Source organism: Phenylobacterium sp. (genome assembly GCF_030651755.1).
Lineage (GTDB): Bacteria > Pseudomonadota > Alphaproteobacteria > Caulobacterales > Caulobacteraceae > Phenylobacterium.
The window spans coordinates 1-21,947 of sequence record NZ_JAUSBZ010000056.1; the positions used below are offsets into that span (position 1 = coordinate 1).

A 21,947-nucleotide genomic window follows, 5' to 3' on the forward strand; every position below is an offset into this window, starting at 1 on the left:
GTGGGCAGACCGAGCGGCAAGGTGCCGCCGATGGTGACAAAGCGACTCAGCGATAGTGCCACCTCCTCGGACATTCCCAACTCCAGGAACAACTGCTTAATCCGAACCGCGGAGATCGAAGGGAAGAAGCTAGCAATGTCCACGGCAACTAGCCGCCGGTGGCCTTTATGAACGGCAGCATTATCCTTGATGTTTCGGCCACCGAGATAGCCGAACACCGAGGGGTGCGGATACGGTGCTAGCTTGTGTTCGAAGAACCCTCCGAGTCGACGGCCGAGCGCCTTGTACTCGGCCTTGCATAGCGACGGTTCCCAGGCGATGCGATGGCCACGGGTGCGATTTCGCTTCGGAATACGATGTTGGAAGAAGGGCTGGATTATCAGCTCTTTCAACACGCCGTCCTCTTCCTGAGGTGACTTCGATTGCGGCGGCGGCTCGGGCGGGGGTATGAACTCTGTAACCCAGTCAAACACGTCTTCCGGGAGACCGATGGCCTGGATGAGTTGTCGGCGCGTGGCCAAGCGCGTGAAGTCGTATCGAAGGGGCAAAGAGGGCCTGCGACTGGTAGCTGGGGGCGGAAGAGCGCACGAAAGCAAGTGGTTCTGAAGTCAGCAGACGCGACTCGCGCCTTGAACCTTGTCGCCTTGCCGCCCCCTGCCGAATAGTACAGGTGTTGAGCGAGGCTGCAACTCCAGAGACGTGCGGTCGTGGTGACCGTCTGGGGTTGGACGTAAGCTACTCGCCGCGGTCCCGCAATTAAGGTTACGCTTGCTCCGCCACTCAGTTTTTTCCAGCGAGGCGGGTGGTGCTCGATTCTAGCCGAGTGCGGCTGATGAGTCGAAATGCGGCATTTAATCTCGTCTCCGTTTCCGGATAGCCAATGCAGCGCTTTGAAACCAACGTCGTCTTTATCTGCCCTAAGTGCGGTGAGACCGCTGCCTCTGCGGTAGAAGTTCCCGAACCTGACTGGAGCGCGGCAGAGCAGGCGTCCGACCTCTACTCTGAGGGAGAAACAGAGGTGCATTGCAGCGTGTGTGGTGAAGCATTCGCGGCCTATGTAAATAACTCATCAGGCACATGTCAAGTGAAGCTAGACGATTTTCCACTCGTAAAAATATCTTGCGATCTAGCATTCTATGCGCCGGAGGAGAGTGAAGATTGGATTGAGCTTGAGATAACGGGCGACCCGTATGGGTTCTTCATTGAGTCGTACCGGCAAGCGACTTCCGTGCTTGTTGAGCACGGCGAGCACCTAGGAGCTCACATCATAAATCGGATGGTGTTTTCCCAACAAGTTACCGCGTTGGAAGCCTATCTTTCCGATACCCTGATCAAAGGCGTCAATAGCAGTCCGGATGCGATGCAGCGATTAATTGAGAATGACAAAGATCTCTTGGCTGAGCGAGTAACTCTTGCCGAGATTGCAAAGAATCCCAACGTTCTTAATGAAAGGGTTAAGAGTTATTTGCGGTCGGTGTTATACCATAATTTGCAGAGGGTTGACTTCCTTTATAGAACGGCGTTCGAAGTGCGTGTTCTTGGTACTAAGGACGAAAACAAGCACTTGCTTGAAGCCATTCAGAATCGCCACCATTGCGTTCACAGAAATGGTATTGATCTAGATGGTAATAGGCTAATTGTTTTCACGCCCGAGTATGTGCAGATAACTGCTGACCGAATGAAGGCTGTAGTTGATCGTATTCAGTCGCAACTGATACCGTTCTAGTTGGGTGATATGTTTTTAGCGTAGTATGAAAGCCGGCATTGCATCTTCATTGTCTGATTGTTGGCCTTGCCTCTGACTTTGCAAACAGTGCCGCACAGCCCACGTCGGCCACCTGCCGACCCTACCCCCAGCTATCCACCGCCCCGCGGCGGCGGCCGGGCGCTGAGGGCGCCACGGCGCTGATCGGCGGGAAAGGGACGGGCTCCTTGGCCGCGGCGCCGTAGAGCCAGCCCTGGGCCATGTGGACGCCGGCCTTGCGGACGACCTCCTCGACCACCTGGGTCTCGACCATTTCGGCCAGGGTCCGAACCTTCATCTCGGCGCACATGCGCACCAGCTGGCTGATGAAGGCCGCGCCGCGGCTGTCGTGCTCCAGGTCGCGGATGAAGGCGCCGTCGAACTTCACCACGTCCACATTCAGCTGCTGCAGATAGGCCAGCGAACTGGCGCCGGCGCCGAAGTCGTCGAGGCAGATCTCGCAGCCGAGCGCCCGCAGGCTCTGCAGGTGGCGGTCGGCCTGGGCGAGGTCGCCGACGGCCGCGCTCTCGGTCAGCTCGAACATCAGCCGGCCGCGCACCTGGGGATGGGCCTTCACCCGCTTGCAGAGCTCGCTGACAAACAGGGCGTTGCCGATCGACCGGCCCGACAGGTTCACCGCCAGCACCAGGCCCGGGCTGCGCGTGAGGACATCCAGCGCCCGATCGACGACCGCGGCGTCCAGGGCGCAGACCAGATCCATCTCCTCGGCCATGCGGATCATCGGGAACGGCGCGCCCTGGTCGCCAAACCGGATCAGGGCCTCATAGTGATGCAGGGTGGTCGGCCCCTTCAGGCTGACCACCGGCTGGTAGTGGAGGGCGAAGTCGCGGGCCTCGACCCGTCGGCTCAGGACGCCGACCTGGGCCATGGTCTGGGCCACCGATCGCTCAAAGGCCTGGCCCAGATCGGCGGGCGGCGTGTCGGAGGCTCCCTCCCGGAGGAAGCCGTCCATGGCGTAGCGCAAGGCCTTCAGCAGGTGGTCGGGGGACAGCTCGTCACCCCGGCCGACGGTGTGGACCACGGGGGAAATCCCAAGGGCGGGGTCGAGGTTCAGCAGCCGTCCGATCCGGCGGGAAAGCTCCTGAGGCGTCTCGCGTCCGTCCCGCAGAAGGGCGTAACGGTCCGCTCCGAGTTCCGCCGCCGAGCCGCCGGCATAGGATTCCGCCCGGATGACGGCGGCCAGACGGGCGCGCAGCGCGGCGCCGGCGGCCTCTCCAGCCTGCTGAGCGGCGGCTTCGAAGCCGGCCATCTCGACCAGGGCCATCTCAATGTCCAGTCCGCGGGTGCGGGCATGTTCGAGGACCGCCACCGCGGCCGTCTCGAAGCTCGCGCGATCATGCAGGCCGTTGGCTCCTGCGGCATGGGTCGGCAGGGCGCGGGTCAGGACACAGGAAACCGCGCCGTTGTGTTGCGGCAGCCGAAAGGCCGAGAGGCTGGCGGCGCGGTCGTCGCGCTCATCCTGGCTGGCCAGCCGCACAATGATCGGGCCGGCGCGCATGCCGTCGCTGAGCCCCTCGAACACCACACGGACAAGTTCACGGTCAGCGCCCGAGAAAAAGTCGAACAGCTGGGCGCCTTCAAGCTTGCGGTCCTGGGAGCCCGCCAGGGCCTCACCCGCCCCGAGCGCGGTGGTGATCGCGCCCTCGGCCGAGGTCTCGATCAGCAGGTCGGCCGAGGCGAAGGCGAAGCCCAGCAGGGTCTTGTGTGTCAGCGGCACTGGGGTCTCCCGTGGAGCCGCCACCTTGCAGGATCTGACTTAATCCGACGTAACGCTGATCGCGAAAATCTGCGACAAAATGACCTGGGCTGGCCGCTCGGTCATCCAACTGAAGGCGATGGCCGGTAGGGAGAAACGCATGATCTTGCCCCTGATGCTGGCCATCGGCCTCGCCGCCGCCCCAGACTGTGACCTTGAGACGCCCAATGGCGTGGGCGACTGCACCCGCGCCGCCGTCGATCAGCTGCCCATGAACGCCCTGCAGGCGGTGGGCACCCACAATTCCTACAAGCTGGCCATCCCGCCGCCGGAGATGGCGCTGCTGGCGGCCATGGCGCCGGACATGGCCGCCGGCCTCGACTACGGCCACGATCCCCTGACCGTGCAGCTTGACCGGGGGGCGCGGCAGCTGGAGATCGACGTCCTCAACGATCCCGATCCGGGCCGGTACGCCCAGCCCCTGGCCCTGCGAATGGTGGCCGACACGGCCCCCTATGACCTGGCGCCCCTCAAGGCCCCGGGACTGAAGGTGATGCATGTCCAGGACGTGGACTATCGCAGTTCCTGTCCGCTCTTTGTGGGCTGCCTGCAGGAGGTCGCCGCCTGGTCGCAGGCCAATCCCGACCACGCCCCGCTGCTTATTCTGCTGAACCTCAAGGAAGGTCAGGCCCTGCCAGCGCCCGGGGCGGTGACGCCGGCGCCCTTCGACGCCGCAGCGATGGACGCGGTGGACGCCGAGATCCGCAGCGTCTTTAAGCCTGAGGCGCTGATCACGCCCGACCAGGTGCGGGGGACCTATCCCACCTTGCGCGAGGCCGCCGCGGCCGGCGCCTGGCCAAGGCTGGGCGAGGCCCGCGGGCGGGTGATGTTCGCCCTCGACGCGCCCCGTCATCAGGTCGACCTGTACCGGGGCGAGCGCCGGTCGCTTGAGGGCCGGGTCATGTTCGTCAACATCGAGGAGGATGAGGACGCGGCGGCCTATATCACCCTCAATGGGCCGCTGGAGCAGTCCGAGCGTATCGCCGCGGCGATCAGCGCAGGCCTGATCGTGCGCACCCGCGCCGACGCCGACACGGTTGAGGCCCGCCAGAACGACGGCGCCCGCCGCGAAGCCGCCTTCGCCGCGGGCGCCCAGTATGTTTCAACCGACTACATGATCCCCGACGCCCGCCTCAGCGACTATCAGGTCGTCCTTCCGGGGGGCGGCTCTGTACGGCTCAATCCCCTGCGGGACCTGATTGCGCCGCCCGCCCAGGACTGAGGCTCAACCGGGTCGGCGTGTCGCCTCGGCGATGACCCCCTCGGCCCTGGCCAGGGCCTCGGCCAGGGCGATCTCTCCGGCCTGAACCTGCTCGGCCAGGGCCATGAGCGCCGGGCCTGCGGCCGAGCCGGTCTGTGGCGCTTCACGGAGCCACAGCCCGCCGCCGGTGGCGATCACCATCTCCCAACGGCTCTGGACCCCGTTCCAATAGGCCTGGGTGGCGGCGAGATAGGCCTCGGCCGGGGCGGCGTCGAAGCCGTCGGCCCGGTCATAGGTGTTGATCACCGCCTCATGGACAAAGGTCACCGTCTGGCCATCCCGGGTCCCGATCTTGGCGTTGTCCTGCTCATGCACCCACCCGCGGGGGGTGAGAGCATGGCGATTGACGCAAGCATAGCGGTCATAGGGAGGATTGGCGGCCGTATCGCGCCTCGCCAGGGGCCGCAGGGTGGGCTGGCTGGTCCAGCGGGAGACCCCCCGGTCATGGGCCCAGGTCCCCAGGGCGCCGTAGCGGGGGCTGTCGTCGGTGTTCCAGACGGTCTGGGACCAGAGGCCCCGGCCCTGGTCCGGGGTGGTCGGCGCCAGCCGCCAGGTGTCGGCGCCCACATAGGTCGACACCGCCTCCGGTTCGAAGGTCCAGTCCTGGCGCCAATGACGAACGGTGAAGGTCCGCTCCCCCTGGCGCACCACCAGGATGTGCTGCAGGCGGATGACCTTTCCCGTGTCCTCGATCACGCGCACCACCTCGTCGCCGGCGTGGATGGCGGGGTCGGCGGGTTCGTAATCGGCGACGAAGGGCACAGTCTCGCGGGTGTCGAACCGCACGTGGAAGTCGCCGACCATGGCGAGGACCGCCCGGCGGCCCTGGTCGAGCGCCGCCCCGGCGTCTAGTGGCGCGGTGGTCTGCGCCTTGGCCGCCAGGGGGATGGCCGCCATGCCCAGGGTCCCAAACATGGCGCCGCGGCGTGAGATCGAAGGCATCATGGCTTCTCTCCCTAGAACCGGTAGGTCAGGGAGGCGGAGAGGTTCCGCCCTGGTGCGGTGTAGGCGTCCCGGACCGTGGAGTTGGCGGCCAGGCCCCGCACATCGCTCCACCACCAGTAGGTCTCGTCAGTGAGATTGAAGAGACCGGCGCGCAGGGTCGCAGCGGGGGTGAGGTTCCAATAGGCCGTCAGGTCCAGCAGGGTGACGGCCTCAGGGGTGAAGCACCCGGCGGCGCCACAGACCTGATCCACGTCCTTGCCAGCCTTCTTGGCGGCGTGGGTGAGGATCAGTCGGCCGCCGAAACGGCCCTCAGGGTCGCGGTAGGAGAGGCCTGCCACAGCCCTCCAGGGATCGACGCTGTTCAAGGGGGTGGAGGAACCGCCGGTTGTTTCGCGCCCATCGGTCCAGGCCCAGGCGAACTGAGCGCCCAGCCCCGAACCCCAGCTGGACTCCAGGCGCGCCTCGAGGCCGCTGATCTCCACCGACGCCAGATTCACATACTGGAAGGTGGCGGGCGACGCCGGCGTGTAGTTTCCGCTCACCAGCACCTGCTCGATGAAGTTGTCGAACTTGCTGGCGTGGGCGGTGACCTGGCCAGACCAGACCCCACCGGCGAAGTCGATCCGACGGACTCGCAGCCCCCCCTCGACGGTCTCGCTGGTTTCCGGCTTGAGGTCTGGATTTGAGATGGTCTGGTAGTTGGCCACCACATTGGCGAAGCCACTGTTCACCTGGCTGGGCGAGGGGGTCTTGTAGCCCTGGGCGGCCGTGCCGAAGAGACCCACCTTGTCGGTCACCCAGAAGACGGCGCCAATCTTGGGACTGAACCGGCCGTCGTCCTGGCTAGCGGCCGAGAAGGGGAAGGCGGCGTCCACCTCTGGATCTATGCTGTAATAGTCATAACGAACCGCCGGCGTGACCGTGAGGCGACCGTCCAGCAGCCGGACTTCGTCCTGGAGGAACAATCCGGCCAGAACATGATCGGTATTGGGAAAGGCCCGGGTCGGATAGGACTCGCCCACGGGGGGCTGGGTCCCGTCACGCACGCCCTCCTGACGGGTGCTGGAATAGTCGAAGCCGTAGACGAAGCTGTGATCCAGCCCCAGGAGGCGGGTTTTGCTTTCGGCCTGGGCTGCGACGCCCCAGACGGCGTTGTCGAAGCTGTTCAGACGCTCCCTGTCGGGCGAGGTGTTGCGATCTTCGGCCGCGAACTCGCGGCTCTCGCTGACCTGACGATAGAGGCTGACCAGGGCGCGATCGATCACGCCCTCGCCCCGATAGACGTAGTCGAGGGCGACCCGTGACCGCTTGATGGTGTCCAGGGCGTCGAGGTCCAGGGTCGCTGTCGCCACTGTGGTCGGCAGGACGGCCCGGGCGCTGTAGACCTCCGAGACGATCTCCCGGTCATAGTACTCGCCGCTCAGTCGGAAGCGGTGAGCGTCGCTGGGCTGGAAGACCAGTTTCCCGAGGACGCTATGGGTGGTGAAGTCCTGCGGGTTGGGGGTCGTCCGGGTCACGTTCTGCGCGTCATTGGTCCCCTTGTTCTTGGTCTCGTGGGCGTCCCGATAGGTATAGGCCAACAGCCCCGACAGGGTGTCATTCCCGGCCACGCCCAGCAGGCTGCCGGTCCAGCTCTCATCGGCGGAGGCGTAGCCGACCCGGGCGCGTCCGGCGAAGGTCTTGTCGCCGCTCAGAAAGTCATCGGGGTCGCGGGTGGTGAAGGCCACGGCGCCGGCCAGACCGTCGCTGCCATAGAGGGCGGAGGTCGGCCCCCGCAGAATCTCCACCGACTTCAGAAGATCAAGGTCGAGATAGTCTCCTCGTCCCACCGACTGGCCCCCGAAGGTGAAGGCGTCGGGCACCCGGACCCCGTCGACCAGGATCAGCACCCGGTTGCCATCGAGGCCGCGAATATTGAAGCCAGCATTGCCATCCCGGCCGGTGTTGGCGCCCGCCGCGGTGAACCGCGCTGGGGCGCTGCGCACCGAAACGCCAGGCTCAAAGCGGACGAGATCCTTGATGTCGGAAGCCATGTCCTCCTCGACCTGTTCGGCAGTGATGACCGTGACGGTCGCCGCGACCTCATCGGTCGGCCGGGCCTGTCGCGTGGCCGTGACGGTCAAGGGGGTGACGGTGGTGGCCGCCAGTTGCAGCGGGTCAGCCGCCTCGTCCGCCGCTGCCGTCGATCCCAACGCGGCCAGCGCCACACCCATGAACCAGGCGCGGCGGGACGCCCGTTTGAAATTCAACATGATTTCTATCCCCAATTAAAGCGACTAAGACGCAATCGCAATAAAGTGCGGTGGTGAGCCCTGCGGTCGGGGCTCAGTGGTTAGTGATTATCGGCTGTATCCTGGTCGTCGACCTTGCCGTCGCCGTTGGTGTCCAGACGTTGAAAGGTGCGACTGGCCGTCGCCTCATATTCAGCTCGGCTCATCTGACTGTCGTGGTCGGCGTCCATGACGCCAAAGCGGACATGAGCCTGACGGATCTGGCGGGCCCGTTGTTCGGCCAGCTGGGCGTCCAGACGAGCCGTGTACTCGCTCACGTACTCGTTCACGTCCAGGACGCCATTCTGGTCGGCGTCCGTTCGGGCGAAGGCCTCGCCGCGGCGAGCCATATACTCCTGCTGGGTCACGACCCCGTCCAGATCGGCGTCGTAGGTCTGCAGGAACTCGAGCTTGCTGTGGCCTGGGGCGGCGTCCTGGGCCATGGCGCCGGACGCAGCCAGGGCGGTCGCCATGAGGACGAGGGCGGCTATTCTAATGGGGTTCATCTCGACAGATCCTAAGGCGTGACTTCAAAGGTGAGGGAGGTGGTGTAGCTGCGCAGATCTGTGGCTGAGCCGGCGGGGGCGGGGGCCCGATGCCGGGTCATGATCAGATAGACGCCAGGGTGGTCGAACCTCAGGGTCACACGGCCCTGGGCGTCGGTGGACAAGCGCTGCTTGAACCGGGGTTCCTCGTAATCACCGCCTTCGCGGTCCACCTCGATCTCGTTTCCGACCAGCGGCGCGCCGTCGAACAGCACCTCAAGGGTCAGGGGATCGTCGGCAAAGATGGCGCTGGGGTGGGCGCCGAGGCGCAGGGCCAGGGGCCCAACCTCAGTCTTCAGGACGGCGCCTGTGGGCGCGCCCTTGGTCACATAGACGTCGGCGACCGTGGCGGTCTGGCTGGTCTTGACCTCAGCCCCCGGCGGAGGGCTGGCCCCGGGTGCGAGCGGGGTCCATGCGCCATCCTTGAGAACCTGCGTGCCGATACGTCCCAGGCGCAGGCCAGTGGTGAACCGATAGGTGCCAGGCTCGGTCAGATCGCTTTCAAGGACCGTGGTCTGCTTGAAGGTCTCGATCCTGGCATAGCTGTCGCGACGCCCGTCCGGTCGATAGAGGTGGAAGTCCTCGGAGGTCACTGCGATCTCGGGCCGGAAGAAGTAGTCCTCCGCGAACGCGGCTTGCAACGTGATTACCTCGGCTTCGCCCGTCGAAAAAACCGAGGGCGAGAGGAAGGACGTATGGGCTGTGGCGGGCCCTGTCCCCAGTCCCAGGGCGAGACATGCCACCCCCCAGATCCAGCCGCCTGAAACCTCCACCATAGCCGTCGCCCCTATATGCAAATGAGTCTTAGTTGCCATAATGGAGCTCTGCAGTTTATGCAACTCAATCGCAACTGATGTCCGGGGATGAGGTTTGGCGCTGATTTCGAGTGTGATGGGCGTAGGGGCGGCGCTGGTGGCGCCGGTTGTTGAGGTCGCCGATTTGAGCCTGGCCCGCTGGGGGGCCGAGCATGTGCTGGGCACGTCCCTTGATGTGGTCGTGGCCAGCGGCGGTCCCGCGGCGGCGGCTCGGGCGGGCGCCGCGGTGCTGGAAGAGATTGCCCGATTAGACCGTATTCTCAGTCGTTGGCGGCCAGATTCGGAATTGGCCCTCCTGAACCGCCGGTCCCACCTGCGCGTCTCGGCTGATCTCTTTGCGGTGGTGGCGAAGGCCGAGGCTTGGCGCCGCAGGACCAGCGGCGCCTTCAGTTCGCGTCTGGGGGGCGTCCCGCTGGAGCCGGGCGCGGCCCAATCGGCCGCGGTACGTGCAGCTGAAACCGCCTGGGTGGGCATGGATGCCGCCACAGGCCAGATCTGGCGTCCAGACCCCGTGGTCTTTGACCTGGACGGCGTGGCAAAGGGCTACATCCTGGACCGCGCTCTGTGGGCCGCCCGCCGGGCTGCGCCGGAATCCACCGGGTTCATGCTCGATCTGGGCGGCGATATTCGAATTTGGAGCGCCGCGCACCGGCGGCAGGCCTGGCGGCTCGGCGTGACCGACCCCACCCAGGCCTTTGACAACGCCCCGCCACTGCAGACCATCGCCCTACGCAATGGCGCCCTGGCTTTTAGCGGTCGACGGGCGCGTGATGGTGAGAGCGCCCACGTCCTCAATCCCCATTGCGGCCTTCCGGCGGCGGGTGTCCTGGGCGTTGCGGCGATCGCCCCAATCGGCGCCGACGCCGATGCTTTGGCCACGGCTCTGGCGGCGATGGCGCCGGAGGACGGGCTGGGCCTGCTGGCCCAATCGAAGGGCTTTGACGGCCTCCTCGTGGCCAGCGATGGCCGGCTGCTCACCTCCGTCAACTGGTCGGGCCAGTCGGTCCAAGCCCAGAGTGTCGGAAGCGCTTGGCCAAAGGACTTTGCGCTGACCGCCACCATCGAAATCCCCCCGCAGGCGGGCGGCGCCTATGAGCGGCCCTATGTGGCGGTCTGGATCACCGATTCCCAAAAGAAGGTGGTGAAGACTCTTCTGATCCTGGGGCGTGAGGGGCGCTGGCGAGAAAGCAACTACATCTACTGGCGCCGCGTGGAGCGTATGGATCTGGCCAGTGTGGCGCAGATCGCGCGCACCACCCGCGCCCCTGGACGCTATGAGGTGGTCTGGGATGGTCGGGACGACCATGGGCGGCCGGCGCCTTTGGGCAGCTACACCCTGAATGTCGAAGCCAGCCGTGAACACGGGGGGCATAGCTTCGTCGCCTTGCCCCTGCTTCTTGAGAGTGCGCCGGCGAACTTCCAGGCCGAAAAGGCGCAGGAACTGGGGGTCACCCGGGCCCGCTTTGGCCCCGCAAGATAGGGCCTAGTCTGGCGCCCGCTGGGAGAAACGGGGCAGGTCATCCTCAATGTCCCACCAGTCGGCGTGGGAGTCGGCGAAGATATGGAAGCCCAGCTTCGCCCCGCTCGGCTCATCCAAGGTCCCCGCCCGAAGCCGGACGACCCCGGGCCGGGCCGTGGTCTGGCTGAACAGCGGCGAGCCGCAGCGGCCACAGAAGGCGCGAACCTTACCCGGCGAGGATTCATAGAGTCTCAGGGCCTGCGCGCCAGAGACGAACTCAAGGTCGGCCTCCGCCGCCGGAATATTGGCTGCGAAAGCCGAACCCTGCGCCCGGCGGCACTGGCTGCAGTGGCAGAGCTGAATGTCCGCCAGAGGACCCTTGAGTGCGAAACGAACCTGGCCGCACAGGCAGCCGCCCAGGTGGCGCGTGTCCGATGAACTGGTCATGGGAGGGCCATAGACGTCCGCCGCTGCAATTCAAACAGTGATGATCACATCTGGATTGACGTCGATCTAGACGTGGCCGCCAAAATTGAAAGCTTCCCCGAGCCGGCCAACCAGCCGTTCGTCCGTCCACACCTCGACCGCATGTTGGGCGCCGCACAGACGTTCAGCCTGGGCCAAGGCCTCAAGATCACTGGGGTAATCGGACTCGACCGCTTCTGAGATGTTCTCATCCTGGGTCACGAGATAGAGCCGATAATGTCGCATTCCGCTCTCCTCTGTTTCAGGGCTCGGGCGATTTCAGAGCCTCCCCGCCCTGAAGACTGGGGGGTGTCGCCCGACTGCCAGCACAACCTAGGCCTTAGGTCGGGCGTTAACGAATCAACTTTCAGGTGAAGATGGGGTGTTGCCGATAGAACGTGGGCTGGAGGGGCGGCTCGCAAAACGGCCCCACAGTCGCTAGATATCGCCGATGGACGCGACGACCCTGAATCCGCCCTCCCAGCCGGCTGCTGACGCGGCGGTTGACGCCGTGCGCCTGGCCGTGGGTCTGCCGGCCGGCGCGCGCGTGGTCGCCGCCATGTCCGGGGGCGTGGACTCCACAGTCACCGCCGCCTTGCTGGCCCGGGCGGGCTACGACGTGGTCGGGGTCACCCTGCAACTCTATGATCACGGGCAGGCCCTGGCCAAGAAGGGCGCCTGTTGCGCGGGGCAGGATATTCACGATGCGCGCAACGCCGCTGAGGCCATCGGCATCCCGCACTATGTCCTCGACTACGAGAGCCGCTTCCGCGAGGAGGTGATGGAGGAGTTCGCCGACGCCTATCTGCGCGGTGAGACCCCGATCCCCTGCGTGCGCTGCAATCAGACGGTGAAGTTCCGCGACCTGCTGGACGTGGCCCGGGACCTGGGCGCAGAGGCCCTGGCCACCGGCCACTATGTCCGCCGGGCGGTGGGCGGCAATCGTCCCCAGCTCCAGCGGGCGGTCGACGCCACCCGTGACCAGAGCTACTTCCTGTTCGCCACCACGGCCGAGCAGCTGGAGTTTCTGCGCTTCCCCTTGGGCGGCCTGCCCAAGACCGAGGTGCGGCGGGTGGCCGCCGAACTTGGCCTGGCCATCGCCGACAAGCCCGACAGCCAGGACATCTGTTTCGTTCCCGAGGGGCGCTACACCACCGTCATCGATCGTCTGCGGCCGCACGGGGCGGAGCCTGGCGATATCGTTCATTTGGACGGCCGAGTGCTGGGCCGGCACGAGGGCGTCACCCGCTATACGATCGGCCAGCGTCGTGGCCTGAACGTCGCCGTCGGCGATCCGCTGTTTGTGGTCCGCATCGACGCGGCCGCCCGGCAGGTGATCGTCGGCCCGCGGGAGGCGCTGCTGACCGGCGCCCTGCGCCTGAAGGAAACCAACTGGCTGGGCGAGTCCCAGAGCTTCGCCGCGGCCTGCGACGAGGGCCGCCCGGTCCTGGCCCGGGTTCGCTCCACACGTGAGCCCGTGCCGGGTCGGCTGGCCTGGGTTGACGGCGAGGCGGGCGTCGTCTTCGATGGCGCCGAAGAGGGCGTGGCGCCGGGCCAGGCCTGCGTGCTCTATGCGCCGGAAGACCCAGATCGCGTGCTCGGGGGCGGCTTCATCTCTGGAACCGTACCCGTCCTCGCCTGATCGAGAAAATCTCATAAGAACCCCTGGTCAGCGCGGTTCTCCTCTGGCAGGCCACAATCCTGTCAATCACACGGGTCATATGAGCCCGACCGACGCTCCGCTGGATTCTTGTCCCCCGTTTCGGAACACTCTCGTCTATGGCTTTTGACTCCTCGGCCGCCCCGACCCGCCCCAGCGCGGCCCATTGGCGTAAGGTCCTGGCGCCCTATCGCGGCGCCCAACATGCCCGCAGTCTGGCTGAGATCGCCTTGACGGTGCTCCCCCTGGGGGGCTTCTGCCTCGCGGCCGTGCTGCTGGTGGCCAATGGCGTCTGGCTGGGTTTGCTGCTCGCGGTCCCGGCCGCCGCCTTTCTGGTGCGGCTCTTCATGCTCCAGCACGACTGCGGCCACGGCTCCCTTTTCGTGAGTCGTTCGGTCAATGACGCCGTCGGCCGGGTGCTGGGCGTGCTGACCCTGACGCCCTATGGCTACTGGCAGGCCTCCCACGCCAACCACCACGGAACGTCAGGCAACCTTGATCGCCGCGAGCTGGGGGCCATTGAGCTGATGACGGTGGAGGAATACCAGGCCCGCTCCCCCCTCGGCCGCTTCCTGTACCGCTTCTATCGCCATCCGCTGGTGCTGTTCGCCATTGGCCCGGCCTATATGTTCTTCCTGCAGCACCGTCTGCCCATCGGCATGATGGGCGACCGCAAGGCCTGGGTCAGCGTCATGGGCGCCAATCTGGGCATCGCCCTGTTCCTTACGGCGGGCATCTTGGTGTTTGGAGCCGTTCCGTTCCTGGCGGTCTACGGGGTCACCGTGTTCCTGGCCTCCGCCACCGGCGTCTGGCTCTTCTATGTTCAGCATCAGTTCGAGCAGACCACCTGGGCCCGGCAGGGGACCTGGAACCTGCACGATGCGGCCCTCCACGGCAGCTCGTTCTATGATCTGCCCCAACCGCTCGCCTGGCTGACGGCCAATATTGGCGTGCATCATGTTCACCACCTGCACAGCCGTATCCCTTTCTACCGGCTGGGGGACGCCCTGCGCGATCATCCGGAGCTGCGCGAGTGCAGCCGGCTGGGCCTGCGCGAGAGCCTCAGATGCGCTCGCCTGACCCTTTGGGACGAGGCGGCCGGCCGCATGGTGGGCTTTGGCGACCTGCGTGAGCCTGCCCGCGGCTGACGCGCAGGCCGGACGGGCAGGCTGGAGGGAAGGCCATGGCGGGCCTATATGTGCCCCATGACCCAAGCCTCCGATCCCGTCGTCATCGCCGCCTTCGCCCGCACCCCCATGGGGAGCTTCCAGGGCGCCCTTTCACCGCTCAAGGCCACTGAACTGGGCGCGGCGGCTGTTCGCGCCGCCGTCGCCCGAGCCGGCGTCGCGCCCGAGGCTCTCGAGCAGATATTCATGGGTTGCGTCCTGCCCGCGGGGCTTGGCCAGGCGCCGGCCCGGCAGGCGGCCCTTGGGGCGGGGCTTCCCCGTTCGGTGCAGGCCACCACGGTCAACAAGATGTGCGGCTCTGGCATGCAGGCCGCCATCATGGCCCATGATGCGCTGATGGCCGGTTCAGCAGATATCATTGTCGCCGGCGGGATGGAGAGCATGTCCAACGCCCCCTACCTGCTGGCCAAGCACCGTTCGGGCGCCCGGATCGGCCACGACACCGCCTTCGACCACATGTACCTCGACGGGCTGGAGGACGCCTATGAGCCGGGCCGGCTGATGGGGTCCTTCGCCGAGGAGACCGCGCGGGCCTACCAGTTCACCCGCGAAGCGATGGATGACTTCGCGATCGCCAGCCTCGCCCGCGCCCGTCAGGCGACCGAGAGCGGGGCCTTCGAAGGCGAGATCGTTCCGGTGGAAGTCGCCACCCGCAAGGGCGTTGAAATCGTCGCGACCGACGAGCAGCCCCTGAAGGCTGATCCGGCCAAGATCCCGACCTTGAAGCCCGCCTTCGCCAAGGACGGGACCATCACCGCAGCCAATGCGAGTTCGATCAGCGACGGCGCTGCCGCTCTGGTGCTCACCCGGGCCTCTGTCGCCGAGAAGCTTGGCCTGCCGGTGGTGGCGCGCATCGTGGCCCATGCCGCCCACGCCCACGAGCCTGGCCAGTTCACCACCGCGCCGGTACCGGCCATGCGCAAGGCCCTGGCCAAGGCCGGCTGGAGCGTGGACGAAGTCGACTTGTTTGAAGTGAACGAGGCCTTTGCGGTGGTGGCCATGATCGCTGAGCGCGATCTGGGCATTCCCCGGGAGAAGTTGAACGTCAATGGCGGCGCCTGCGCGCTTGGCCATCCGATCGGCGCCTCTGGGGCGCGGATTCTGGCCACCCTGATCGCGGCTCTGCAGGCCCGCGGCGGCCGTCGCGGCCTCGCCAGCCTGTGCATCGGCGGCGGCGAAGCCACGGCGGTGGCGGTGGAGCTGGTCTAGATCGCCGTGGCCGGCCCTCAGATCGCTCGCGCCCGACCTTCCCAGTAGGGCGCGCGGACCTTGTTGCGCTGGATCTTGCCGGCCTCGCTGCGGGGCAGGCGAGGCACGAAATCGACGCCGCGGGGGATCTTGTACTTGGCCACCGCGGTGCGGGCATAGGCCAGGATTTCGTCCTTCAACGCCTCGGAGGGAGCGTAGCCAGGGGCGAGTTCGATCACCGCGCGGACCTCTTCGCCATACTCGTCATGGGGCACGCCGACCGTGCAGGAATCGGCCACGGCAGGATGCTTGATCAGCTCGTTGTCGATCTCCTGGGGATAGATGTTCACCCCGCCGACGATGATCGTCTCGGCGCTGCGGCCGGTGAGGAAGAGGTAGTCGTCCTCGTCGAAATAGCCGACATCGCCCATGGTGAAATAGCCGTCACGACGGCCGGAGTCGGTCTTGGCGGAGTCCTTGAAGTACTCAAAGCCACCCTGGTCGGCCAACCGCATATAGATCGTGCCCGCCTGACCGATGGGCAGCTCGTTCCCGGCCTCGTCCAGGATCTTGGCCGCGTCCGGATCAGGGCGTTTGCCCACGGTGCCGGGCTTTTTCAGCCAGTCCTGTGAGGTGACCCAGAAGCCGACGCCGCCCTCGGACCCGGCATAGTATTCGAACAGGACCGGCCCCAGCCATTGGATCATGGCCTGCTTGACCTCAGGCGGGCAGGGGGCCGCCCCATGGGATATGCGGCGCAGGGAACTGAGATCATAGCGGCTGCGCACCTCTGCCGGCAGGCCAAGCAACCGCTGGAACATGATCGGCACGAAGTGGCTGCGGGTGACGCGTCGGGCCTCGATGGTGGCGAGAACCTTCTCGTTGTCCCAGCGGTCGAGCAGAACAGTCGGGACGCCATTGACCAGGGCCTTGCGCACGTCGCCCGCCATGGGCGAGGCGTGATAGGCCGGACCGGTGCAGAAGTGGACGTCGTCGTCCTGATAGGCCGGGTCGTAGGTCGGGATCGGGGCGTTGGGCTTGTAGACGCCCTTGGGTCGGCCCGTGGTGCCCGACGAATAGAGCATGGTGTGGCCGCGGACGGGGTCGTCGATGTCATCGCCGGAATAGGGGTTGAGGGCGTCCTCATAGTCCAGGAAGCCTGCCAGCGGTCCGCCGATCGCCACCTTCAGGGTCAGGCGCGGGCAATCGTCGGCGGCCTGGGCTGCGCCGGTCACCGAGGCGTCGGCGAACAGGGCGCGGGCCTCGCAGTTGTCGATGACATAGGCGATCTCGTCGGGCGTCAGATGCCAGTTCACCGGCGTCATGCGCAGACCGCAACGCTGTGTGGCGAACAGTACATCGACAAACTCGGCCCGGTTCGGACAGAGGAGGGCGACGGAGTCCCCGGGCCTCAGGCCGCTCTCCCGCAGGAGGCGGACGATCCGGTTCGCATGGCCGTTGAGCTGGCCAAAGGTGCGGGTCGGCCCCGACATCTCGAAGATCGCCGTCTTGTCGGGCTGGCGCGCCGCCCAGAAGGCCGGAGCCATGCCGAGCTCAGCGGCGGCCTTCAGGTCGCCTGCGGAATCGTCGTTGAGCCGTCCAGCCATGAGGCCTCCCTGCCGGTCGCAACGCTCTCGATGGCGTCTTCGTCAATGTCCGGACTTCGGCACTATGGATCACTAATGGTGCGAATGTCACTATATGGCTCGGGCGTCCGCGCAGTGGAACTTGCGCACCGGCCAGACGCAGCCCACAAATCTCCTATGAGGTCCGTACCGGCGCAGAGGGGTGGGCGCGCCCGGCTTTCTCCTGAGGTGCGGCGGGGCCAGATTCTCGACGCCGCCGAAGCCTTGCTGATGTCCCATGGTGGGCTGCCCTTGCCGCTCGATGACCTGGCCCGTTCGGCCCAGGTCAGCAAGGCGCTGATCTATGCCTATTTCCCCACCCAACACGACCTGGCCAACGCGCTGCTGGCCAGGCGCTTCGCCGCCTTGCTGTCGGCGGGCCTGGAGGATGCGTCGGCCCGACCGGAGCTGTTCGACGCCGCCCAGGCCTGCGCAGAGTTGTATTTCGAGGAGGTGGCCCAGACTGGCCCCGTGGCGCACATCGTCCTGCGCGACCCCTTTATGGCCGGCCGGATTGATCCCGACATCGCCGCCATCCGCGACCGCATCGCCCGGCGGTTGGCCCGCGCCGCTCGCCGAGGTCTGCGCCTTTCGCCCAAGGAGGCGGTGGCGGCGCTCAGCCTGATGACGACCATCCCCGAGGAGGCCGGCCGTCTGGTCCATGCCGGCGATCTGAGTCTGGGCCGCGGGCGCGAGCTCAACAGACGTTTGATCGCCTCCTCCCTGCGGGCGCTGACGCCGGACCAGGCCTAGCCGCGATACTCGCGCACAATCTCGCGGTTGCCGCCGGTGACGATGGCCAGGCTCAACCGCTCGGCCATGGAGAGGGGAATTTTCCCCTCGGCCAGAAGTCGGCCGGCCCGCAGGCAGACCGCGGTCAGCACAACGGTCGCGCCGCGGGCGAGATCGGCCTCGACCCCATAGCGGGTGGTCAGCCGTTCGGTCATGCGCCGGCGGGAATAGCCGCTCTGAGCTTCGCGCTCGGCTCGCAAGCCAGCGCGGACCTCCGGGCTGTTGAGCAGCCGCTGGATCAGGGCGCCGCGTTCGGCCACCTGGCGCAGATAAGCCAAGGTTGAGAGGGTGACGCGGGTCAGATTGTCCTGACCCCGCTCGATCTCGGACTGGCGTTCGTCGTTCATGGCCGCCAGTTCGCGGCGGGCGAGCGCCACGAGCAGATCGGCCCGCCGGGGAAAGAGGTTGTGCGCCTGGGCTTCGCTCAGACCGGTCTCGCGAGCGACCCGCTTCATGGTCGCCGCATGCAGGCCCTCTCTGGCGATGATCCCTGCGGCCGCGGCCATCAGTTGCTCATGCCGCGCCTCGGGGGACAGGCGGGTCCGGTCGCGGCGGGTGCGGCCGGCCCGGACCGAGAGATCAATCACCGTATCCACGCCAGCTGGCGCCGGCGGCAGGGGCGGACGCTCGGCCCGCCGCACATTCCAGTAGCCGCGGCCGGGATAGGGCACCATCAGGCGGTCGCAGATCTTGGCCAGGCCGCTACGGCTGATGCCCCACTGGACCGCCAGGGTCGAAAGCGGCGTCGTCCACACCTGATCGTACAGGGCTTCCCGTGTCAGGTTCGGCGCAGGGGGTGTCGTCGACGGGGAATGTGGCGCGGCCATGCCGCAAGGCTACCCCCTCAGGCCGGCTTGGCCCAGAGGGGGGAGGAGGCCTTCATGAAGCGGATCATGAAGGTGACAGTGGCCACGTCCTTGCCGGTCGCTGCGTCAGCAATATCCACGTCGTACCAGGCGTTCTCGGTCTTGGGGCTTTCGGTGAGTTTCAGCATGGTGGTCCGCCCGACATAGTCGCGGTCGGCCTTCAGGGGGCCGTCGCTGATGCGGATCTCCAAGGCGCCAAAAAGACCCACGGACTGGTTCACCTTGGCCAGTACTGTGGGGCGGCTGATATGGGCCAGCCGCACGAGGTGAGAGGGGGGGAGGACCCCCTCGTCGTAAAGGGGTAGGCGCTCGGTGATGCGGCCCAGCGCCTTCTCCAGCGCCTCGCGTTCGATGCGCATGGGAATGCCGGTATTGACGTCGCCGACCTTGTATCCCGCCAGGATGCGAAGCGCCCCAGGGGAGGCCAGGGCCTGCGTGGCCATGCGGCCGGCCATCTCGGACGCCGCGTCGCGGGGCTGGCCGCTCGCCGTGCCGACGCAGACCTGATCGCCTTCGCGGTTGAACATGGTCAGGCGGGACCGCGGGCTGGCGGTCTCGACCACCGCCTTGACCTCCTCGCGGTCGACGGTCGCCTGGGTGAAATGCAGCGACATGTTCCCGCGGGCGAACCAGTCGGCCCCATAGGTCTCCACCAACATGGGAGCGAACTGGTCCATGTGGACTGAGCCCGGCACCGTACCGCCCTTGAAGCCCAGCTTGGCGGCCACCTCATCATTGTGGATCGAACCTGGAGCCTGCTGGAAGCCGTTGTGGGGGCTGCGGAACTCGCCCTCGATGATCCGCCCCTGGATGGTTTCGGCCATCACGCTCTCCTTGTTCCTGACGCTCAGAACGCGCCCATCATCTCTTCGAAATTGCGGCTGTAGAACCGCTCGCGCTGCTCCTCGGTGATGTCGGCGAAGGTGCGCTCGAATCGGCCGATCGGGTCGGTGGTGCCCTCGGGGTGCGGATAGTCGCTGGAAAACAGGAAGAGGTCGGCGCCCGCGTCGGCGATCAGGTGGCCCACATCCTCGCCGGGGAAGGGGGTGAACTTGATGTGCTTGCGCATGTAGTCCGACGGCTTCATGGCCAGGGCCTTGAGCTGCGGATCGGTCTTGGAGAAGCTGCGATAGCCGAGGTCGATCTGGCGCAGGAAGCCTGGAACCCAGGCGGCGCCGAACTCGATCACCCCGCCCCGCAGGTCAGGGACCCGGTCGAACAGCCCGTCATAGACCAGGGCCGCCAGGAACATCTGGGCTGAGAAGGGCAGGACGATGAAGTCCTGGAAGCGCAGGTTCTCACCGCCCCCGTGCAGGTCCGGCGAGCGGGGCTTGCCATTGTTGTTGTACTGCTTCGGCAGCACCCGCGAGCCCTGGCCGATATGCAGCATGAAGGGGATGCGCTTTTCCGCCAGCAACGACCAGAAGGGGTCGAGGTCCGGATGGCCCGGCGAGCGATCGCCGGCCGGCGTCGAGGGGACCCAGAAGGCCCCGCAGCCAAGTTCGATGGCCTCCTGGGCGATCTCCACCGCGCGTGCCGGGTCGTCCAGCGGCACGAAGCCGACGCCGATCAGGCGCGGGTCGGCGCAGAAGGCGGCCATGGCCCTGTTGTGCGCCCGGGCGCCAGCGAAGCGCACCTCGGGGTCCTCGGCGCCGCGGAAATGGGCCAGGGATGAGGTGGCGAAGACCAACTGGCGAGAGAAGCCCAGTTCGTCGAGGGCGCGTTTGCGCTCCTCAGGGTCGAAGGCGCCATAGGCGATCCAGCCCTTGGGTCCGTCCACCAGCTTCTCGGCCGCCAGCTGGGCGGCTGCGGAATCATTGGCGCGGGCGCGGGCGGCCGCCACCTGAGTCTCGACCCGCTCGGCCGATTTGCGGGCCTTCAGATGATCTAGGAGGGCGCCTTGCGCATGGGGGACCAGCCAGTCGCCCGGCTCCATCACATGGCTGTCGGCGTCATGAAAGACGCGGCCGCTGGCATAGGGGGCCATGGGGTTTCCTCTCAACGTGTTCTTTTTGACGATGACACCAATACATAAGATGAGTGGGATCGCAACCGGCGGTCCTGCGTCCCTCGCCCATTGAGCAGATGACCTTATGTTGACGGTCGCACCAATAAAATCTACCCACTAGGTCCATGACCGAGCTCGACGATCTTCGCGAGGCCGCCCGCGCCTGGGTGGCGGAGAACTTTCCCAGGGACCTCGCTGGCCGCGCGCCGGTCATGGGGCAGGCGGGGGCGGGGGACCCCGAGGCGCTTGAAATCTGGAAGACCCGCCTGTGCGCCAAGGGCTGGGGCGTGCCCACCTGGCCAGCGGAATATGGCGGCGGCGGTCTGTCGCCGGCTGGCGCGCGCGTGGTCCGCGAGGAGATTCGCAAGGCGGGCGGCTGGAACCCGATCGGCTGGAGCATGGGGGTGCGCATGTTTGGCCCCACCCTGCTGGAATACGGAACCGAGGCGCAGAAGCAGCGGCACATTCCCCCCATCGCCCGGGGCGAGACCCGCTGGTGCCAAGGCTATTCGGAGCCGGGCGCCGGCTCTGACCTGGCGGCCCTGCAGACGAAGGCGCAGGACGCTGGCGACCATTTCCTCGTCAATGGCCAGAAAATCTGGACCTCGGGCGCCCAATACGCCGACTGGTGTTTCTGTCTGGTGCGCACCGACACGGCGAAGAAGCACGAGGGCATCAGCTTCCTGATGATCGACATGGCCTCGCCCGGTATCGAGGTGCGGCCGATCCGGCTGATCTCGGGCTCGTCGCCCTTCTGCGAGACCTTCTTCACCGATGTGCGCGTGCCCAAGGAAAACCTGCTGGGCCCCCTCAACGGCGGCTGGACCGTCGGCAAGCGCCTCTTGCAGTACGAACGCCAGCGGAGTGAGGACGCGCCGGCCCGCCCCGGGGAGGGCCGGGCGATCAATGAGGTGGCGGTCGAACATCTCGGCCGCGACGCGGCCGGCCGCTTGACGGACTCCGATCTGCGCCGCCGGCTGACCGAACACCTGATGGACCGCAGGCTGCTGAAGCTGACCATGGACCGCGCCGCAGCGGAGGCGAAGGGCGCAGGTCCCAGCGCGGCGACCTCGATCCTGAAGAATGTCTCCTCGGTGGTGAACCAGACCCGGGCCGAACTGCTGCTGGAAATCTATGGGCTCGGGGGGCTCGGCTGGGAAGGCGAGGGCTTCGATCCCGACGCCCTGGCCAACACCCGCGAATGGCTCTCGGGCAAGGCCTCGACCATCTATGCCGGCTCCTACGAGATCCAGAACAACATCATATCCAAGCGCATCCTGGGCCTGCCCGATCCCGCGACCCTGGCGGCGGAATAGACGTCCGCCGTCCAGGGCGCCGTC

General features: G+C 66.5%; 19 protein-coding genes and 1 pseudogene. 8 read left to right on the forward strand and 12 right to left on the reverse strand.

Annotated features, from left to right (window positions below):
• Nucleotides 1-395 (reverse strand): annotated as a pseudogene (locus tag Q7V15_RS05655) (RNA-directed DNA polymerase); the annotation flags it as partial.
• A gap of 485 nt (nt 396-880) precedes the next feature.
• On the opposite strand from Q7V15_RS05655, the gene Q7V15_RS05660 reads away from it, so the two are divergent.
• On the forward strand, nt 881-1,726 hold the full coding sequence (locus Q7V15_RS05660; protein ID WP_304754460.1) for a hypothetical protein: 846 nt from the start codon (nt 881-883) through the stop codon (nt 1,724-1,726).
• A gap of 121 nt (nt 1,727-1,847) precedes the next feature.
• Here Q7V15_RS05660 and Q7V15_RS05665 read toward each other — a convergent pair whose 3' ends face one another.
• Entirely contained in the window at nt 1,848-3,482 is a 1,635-nt protein-coding gene (locus Q7V15_RS05665; protein WP_304754461.1) for an EAL domain-containing protein, read from the reverse strand.
• A gap of 139 nt (nt 3,483-3,621) precedes the next feature.
• On the opposite strand from Q7V15_RS05665, the gene Q7V15_RS05670 reads away from it, so the two are divergent.
• Nucleotides 3,622-4,743: a phosphatidylinositol-specific phospholipase C1-like protein gene (locus tag Q7V15_RS05670; RefSeq protein ID WP_304754462.1), complete on the forward strand. Its 1,122-nt coding sequence runs from the start codon at nt 3,622-3,624 to the stop codon at nt 4,741-4,743.
• A 3-nt stretch (nt 4,744-4,746) separates the two neighbouring features.
• Here Q7V15_RS05670 and Q7V15_RS05675 read toward each other — a convergent pair whose 3' ends face one another.
• From Q7V15_RS05675 to Q7V15_RS05690, 4 genes are all read right to left on the reverse strand, one after another.
• Nucleotides 4,747-5,727 carry a DUF6607 family protein gene (locus Q7V15_RS05675; RefSeq protein ID WP_304754463.1) on the reverse strand — a complete coding sequence of 327 codons (981 nt, stop codon included), beginning with the start codon at nt 5,725-5,727 and terminating at the stop codon, nt 4,747-4,749.
• An 11-nt stretch (nt 5,728-5,738) separates the two neighbouring features.
• Nucleotides 5,739-7,979 carry a TonB-dependent hemoglobin/transferrin/lactoferrin family receptor gene (locus Q7V15_RS05680; RefSeq protein WP_304754464.1) on the reverse strand — a complete coding sequence of 747 codons (2,241 nt, stop codon included), beginning with the start codon at nt 7,977-7,979 and terminating at the stop codon, nt 5,739-5,741.
• Between the two features lie 80 nt (nt 7,980-8,059).
• The gene (locus tag Q7V15_RS05685; RefSeq protein ID WP_304754465.1) at nt 8,060-8,503 is read right to left on the reverse strand and encodes a hypothetical protein; all 444 of its coding nucleotides are present in this window, start codon (nt 8,501-8,503) and stop codon (nt 8,060-8,062) included.
• Nucleotides 8,504-8,514: 11 nt separating this feature from the next.
• Nucleotides 8,515-9,357 carry a DUF4198 domain-containing protein gene (locus Q7V15_RS05690; RefSeq protein ID WP_370689772.1) on the reverse strand — a complete coding sequence of 281 codons (843 nt, stop codon included), beginning with the start codon at nt 9,355-9,357 and terminating at the stop codon, nt 8,515-8,517.
• A gap of 55 nt (nt 9,358-9,412) precedes the next feature.
• On the opposite strand from Q7V15_RS05690, the gene Q7V15_RS05695 reads away from it, so the two are divergent.
• Nucleotides 9,413-10,837 carry a DUF2271 domain-containing protein gene (locus tag Q7V15_RS05695; RefSeq protein WP_304754467.1) on the forward strand — a complete coding sequence of 475 codons (1,425 nt, stop codon included), beginning with the start codon at nt 9,413-9,415 and terminating at the stop codon, nt 10,835-10,837.
• A 3-nt stretch (nt 10,838-10,840) separates the two neighbouring features.
• Here Q7V15_RS05695 and Q7V15_RS05700 read toward each other — a convergent pair whose 3' ends face one another.
• Both Q7V15_RS05700 and Q7V15_RS05705 read right to left on the reverse strand, forming a co-directional pair.
• Nucleotides 10,841-11,263, reverse strand: a complete 423-nt coding sequence (locus Q7V15_RS05700) for a GFA family protein (RefSeq protein ID WP_304754468.1) — start codon at nt 11,261-11,263, stop codon at nt 10,841-10,843.
• Nucleotides 11,264-11,329: 66 nt separating this feature from the next.
• Nucleotides 11,330-11,527 (reverse strand): hypothetical protein, encoded by a 198-nt coding sequence (locus Q7V15_RS05705; RefSeq protein ID WP_304754469.1) that lies wholly within the window; start codon nt 11,525-11,527, stop codon nt 11,330-11,332.
• A 205-nt stretch (nt 11,528-11,732) separates the two neighbouring features.
• On the opposite strand from Q7V15_RS05705, the gene mnmA reads away from it, so the two are divergent.
• The 3 genes from mnmA (at nt 11,733) to Q7V15_RS05720 (ending at nt 15,337) form a co-directional block, all read left to right on the forward strand.
• On the forward strand, nt 11,733-12,923 hold the full coding sequence (gene mnmA / locus Q7V15_RS05710; RefSeq protein ID WP_304754470.1) for a tRNA 2-thiouridine(34) synthase MnmA: 1,191 nt from the start codon (nt 11,733-11,735) through the stop codon (nt 12,921-12,923).
• 137 nt (nt 12,924-13,060) lie between these two features.
• Entirely contained in the window at nt 13,061-14,089 is a 1,029-nt protein-coding gene (locus Q7V15_RS05715; protein WP_304754471.1) for a fatty acid desaturase, read from the forward strand.
• A gap of 57 nt (nt 14,090-14,146) precedes the next feature.
• The gene (locus Q7V15_RS05720) at nt 14,147-15,337 is read left to right on the forward strand and encodes an acetyl-CoA C-acyltransferase (protein WP_304754472.1); all 1,191 of its coding nucleotides are present in this window, start codon (nt 14,147-14,149) and stop codon (nt 15,335-15,337) included.
• Between the two features lie 17 nt (nt 15,338-15,354).
• Here Q7V15_RS05720 and Q7V15_RS05725 read toward each other — a convergent pair whose 3' ends face one another.
• Nucleotides 15,355-16,923 carry an AMP-binding protein gene (locus Q7V15_RS05725; protein ID WP_304754473.1) on the reverse strand — a complete coding sequence of 523 codons (1,569 nt, stop codon included), beginning with the start codon at nt 16,921-16,923 and terminating at the stop codon, nt 15,355-15,357.
• Nucleotides 16,924-17,079: 156 nt separating this feature from the next.
• Here Q7V15_RS05725 and Q7V15_RS05730 point away from each other — a divergent pair, with 156 nt between their 5' ends.
• Nucleotides 17,080-17,694, forward strand: a complete 615-nt coding sequence (locus Q7V15_RS05730) for a TetR/AcrR family transcriptional regulator (RefSeq protein ID WP_304754474.1) — start codon at nt 17,080-17,082, stop codon at nt 17,692-17,694.
• Here the strand turns inward: Q7V15_RS05730 and Q7V15_RS05735 are convergent.
• From Q7V15_RS05735 to Q7V15_RS05745, 3 genes are read right to left on the reverse strand one after another with little or no spacing between them, the layout of a single operon-like run.
• Nucleotides 17,691-18,560: a TetR/AcrR family transcriptional regulator gene (locus Q7V15_RS05735; protein ID WP_304754475.1), complete on the reverse strand. Its 870-nt coding sequence runs from the start codon at nt 18,558-18,560 to the stop codon at nt 17,691-17,693. The genes Q7V15_RS05730 and Q7V15_RS05735 overlap by 4 nt on opposite strands.
• 17 nt (nt 18,561-18,577) lie before the next feature.
• On the reverse strand, nt 18,578-19,423 hold the full coding sequence (locus Q7V15_RS05740) for a hypothetical protein (protein ID WP_304754476.1): 846 nt from the start codon (nt 19,421-19,423) through the stop codon (nt 18,578-18,580).
• Between the two features lie 23 nt (nt 19,424-19,446).
• The gene (locus tag Q7V15_RS05745) at nt 19,447-20,586 is read right to left on the reverse strand and encodes an amidohydrolase family protein (protein ID WP_304754477.1); all 1,140 of its coding nucleotides are present in this window, start codon (nt 20,584-20,586) and stop codon (nt 19,447-19,449) included.
• A gap of 146 nt (nt 20,587-20,732) precedes the next feature.
• On the opposite strand from Q7V15_RS05745, the gene Q7V15_RS05750 reads away from it, so the two are divergent.
• The gene (locus tag Q7V15_RS05750; RefSeq protein WP_304754478.1) at nt 20,733-21,923 is read left to right on the forward strand and encodes an acyl-CoA dehydrogenase family protein; all 1,191 of its coding nucleotides are present in this window, start codon (nt 20,733-20,735) and stop codon (nt 21,921-21,923) included.
• The last annotated feature ends 24 nt before the right edge of the window (nt 21,924-21,947 follow it).

What these genes read in the sequence shown, in the direction of transcription:
- Q7V15_RS05670 (WP_304754462.1), top strand. Translation starts at nt 3,622, where the DNA reads ATGATCTTGCCCCTGATGCTGGCCATCGGCCTCGCCGCCGCCCCAGAC.
- Q7V15_RS05745 (WP_304754477.1), bottom strand. Translation starts at nt 20,586, where the DNA reads ATGGCCCCCTATGCCAGCGGCCGCGTCTTTCATGACGCCGACAGCCAT.
- Q7V15_RS05675 (WP_304754463.1), bottom strand. Translation starts at nt 5,727, where the DNA reads ATGATGCCTTCGATCTCACGCCGCGGCGCCATGTTTGGGACCCTGGGC.
- Q7V15_RS05680 (WP_304754464.1), bottom strand. Translation starts at nt 7,979, where the DNA reads ATGTTGAATTTCAAACGGGCGTCCCGCCGCGCCTGGTTCATGGGTGTG.
- Q7V15_RS05740 (WP_304754476.1), bottom strand. Translation starts at nt 19,423, where the DNA reads ATGGCCGAAACCATCCAGGGGCGGATCATCGAGGGCGAGTTCCGCAGC.
- Q7V15_RS05700 (WP_304754468.1), bottom strand. Translation starts at nt 11,263, where the DNA reads ATGACCAGTTCATCGGACACGCGCCACCTGGGCGGCTGCCTGTGCGGC.
- Q7V15_RS05750 (WP_304754478.1), top strand. Translation starts at nt 20,733, where the DNA reads ATGACCGAGCTCGACGATCTTCGCGAGGCCGCCCGCGCCTGGGTGGCG.
- mnmA (WP_304754470.1), top strand. Translation starts at nt 11,733, where the DNA reads ATGGACGCGACGACCCTGAATCCGCCCTCCCAGCCGGCTGCTGACGCG.
- Q7V15_RS05735 (WP_304754475.1), bottom strand. Translation starts at nt 18,560, where the DNA reads ATGGCCGCGCCACATTCCCCGTCGACGACACCCCCTGCGCCGAACCTG.
- Q7V15_RS05685 (WP_304754465.1), bottom strand. Translation starts at nt 8,503, where the DNA reads ATGAACCCCATTAGAATAGCCGCCCTCGTCCTCATGGCGACCGCCCTG.
- Q7V15_RS05730 (WP_304754474.1), top strand. Translation starts at nt 17,080, where the DNA reads ATGAGGTCCGTACCGGCGCAGAGGGGTGGGCGCGCCCGGCTTTCTCCT.
- Q7V15_RS05690 (WP_370689772.1), bottom strand. Translation starts at nt 9,357, where the DNA reads ATGGCAACTAAGACTCATTTGCATATAGGGGCGACGGCTATGGTGGAG.
- Q7V15_RS05715 (WP_304754471.1), top strand. Translation starts at nt 13,061, where the DNA reads ATGGCTTTTGACTCCTCGGCCGCCCCGACCCGCCCCAGCGCGGCCCAT.
- Q7V15_RS05660 (WP_304754460.1), top strand. Translation starts at nt 881, where the DNA reads ATGCAGCGCTTTGAAACCAACGTCGTCTTTATCTGCCCTAAGTGCGGT.
- Q7V15_RS05705 (WP_304754469.1), bottom strand. Translation starts at nt 11,527, where the DNA reads ATGCGACATTATCGGCTCTATCTCGTGACCCAGGATGAGAACATCTCA.
- Q7V15_RS05720 (WP_304754472.1), top strand. Translation starts at nt 14,147, where the DNA reads ATGACCCAAGCCTCCGATCCCGTCGTCATCGCCGCCTTCGCCCGCACC.
- Q7V15_RS05725 (WP_304754473.1), bottom strand. Translation starts at nt 16,923, where the DNA reads ATGGCTGGACGGCTCAACGACGATTCCGCAGGCGACCTGAAGGCCGCC.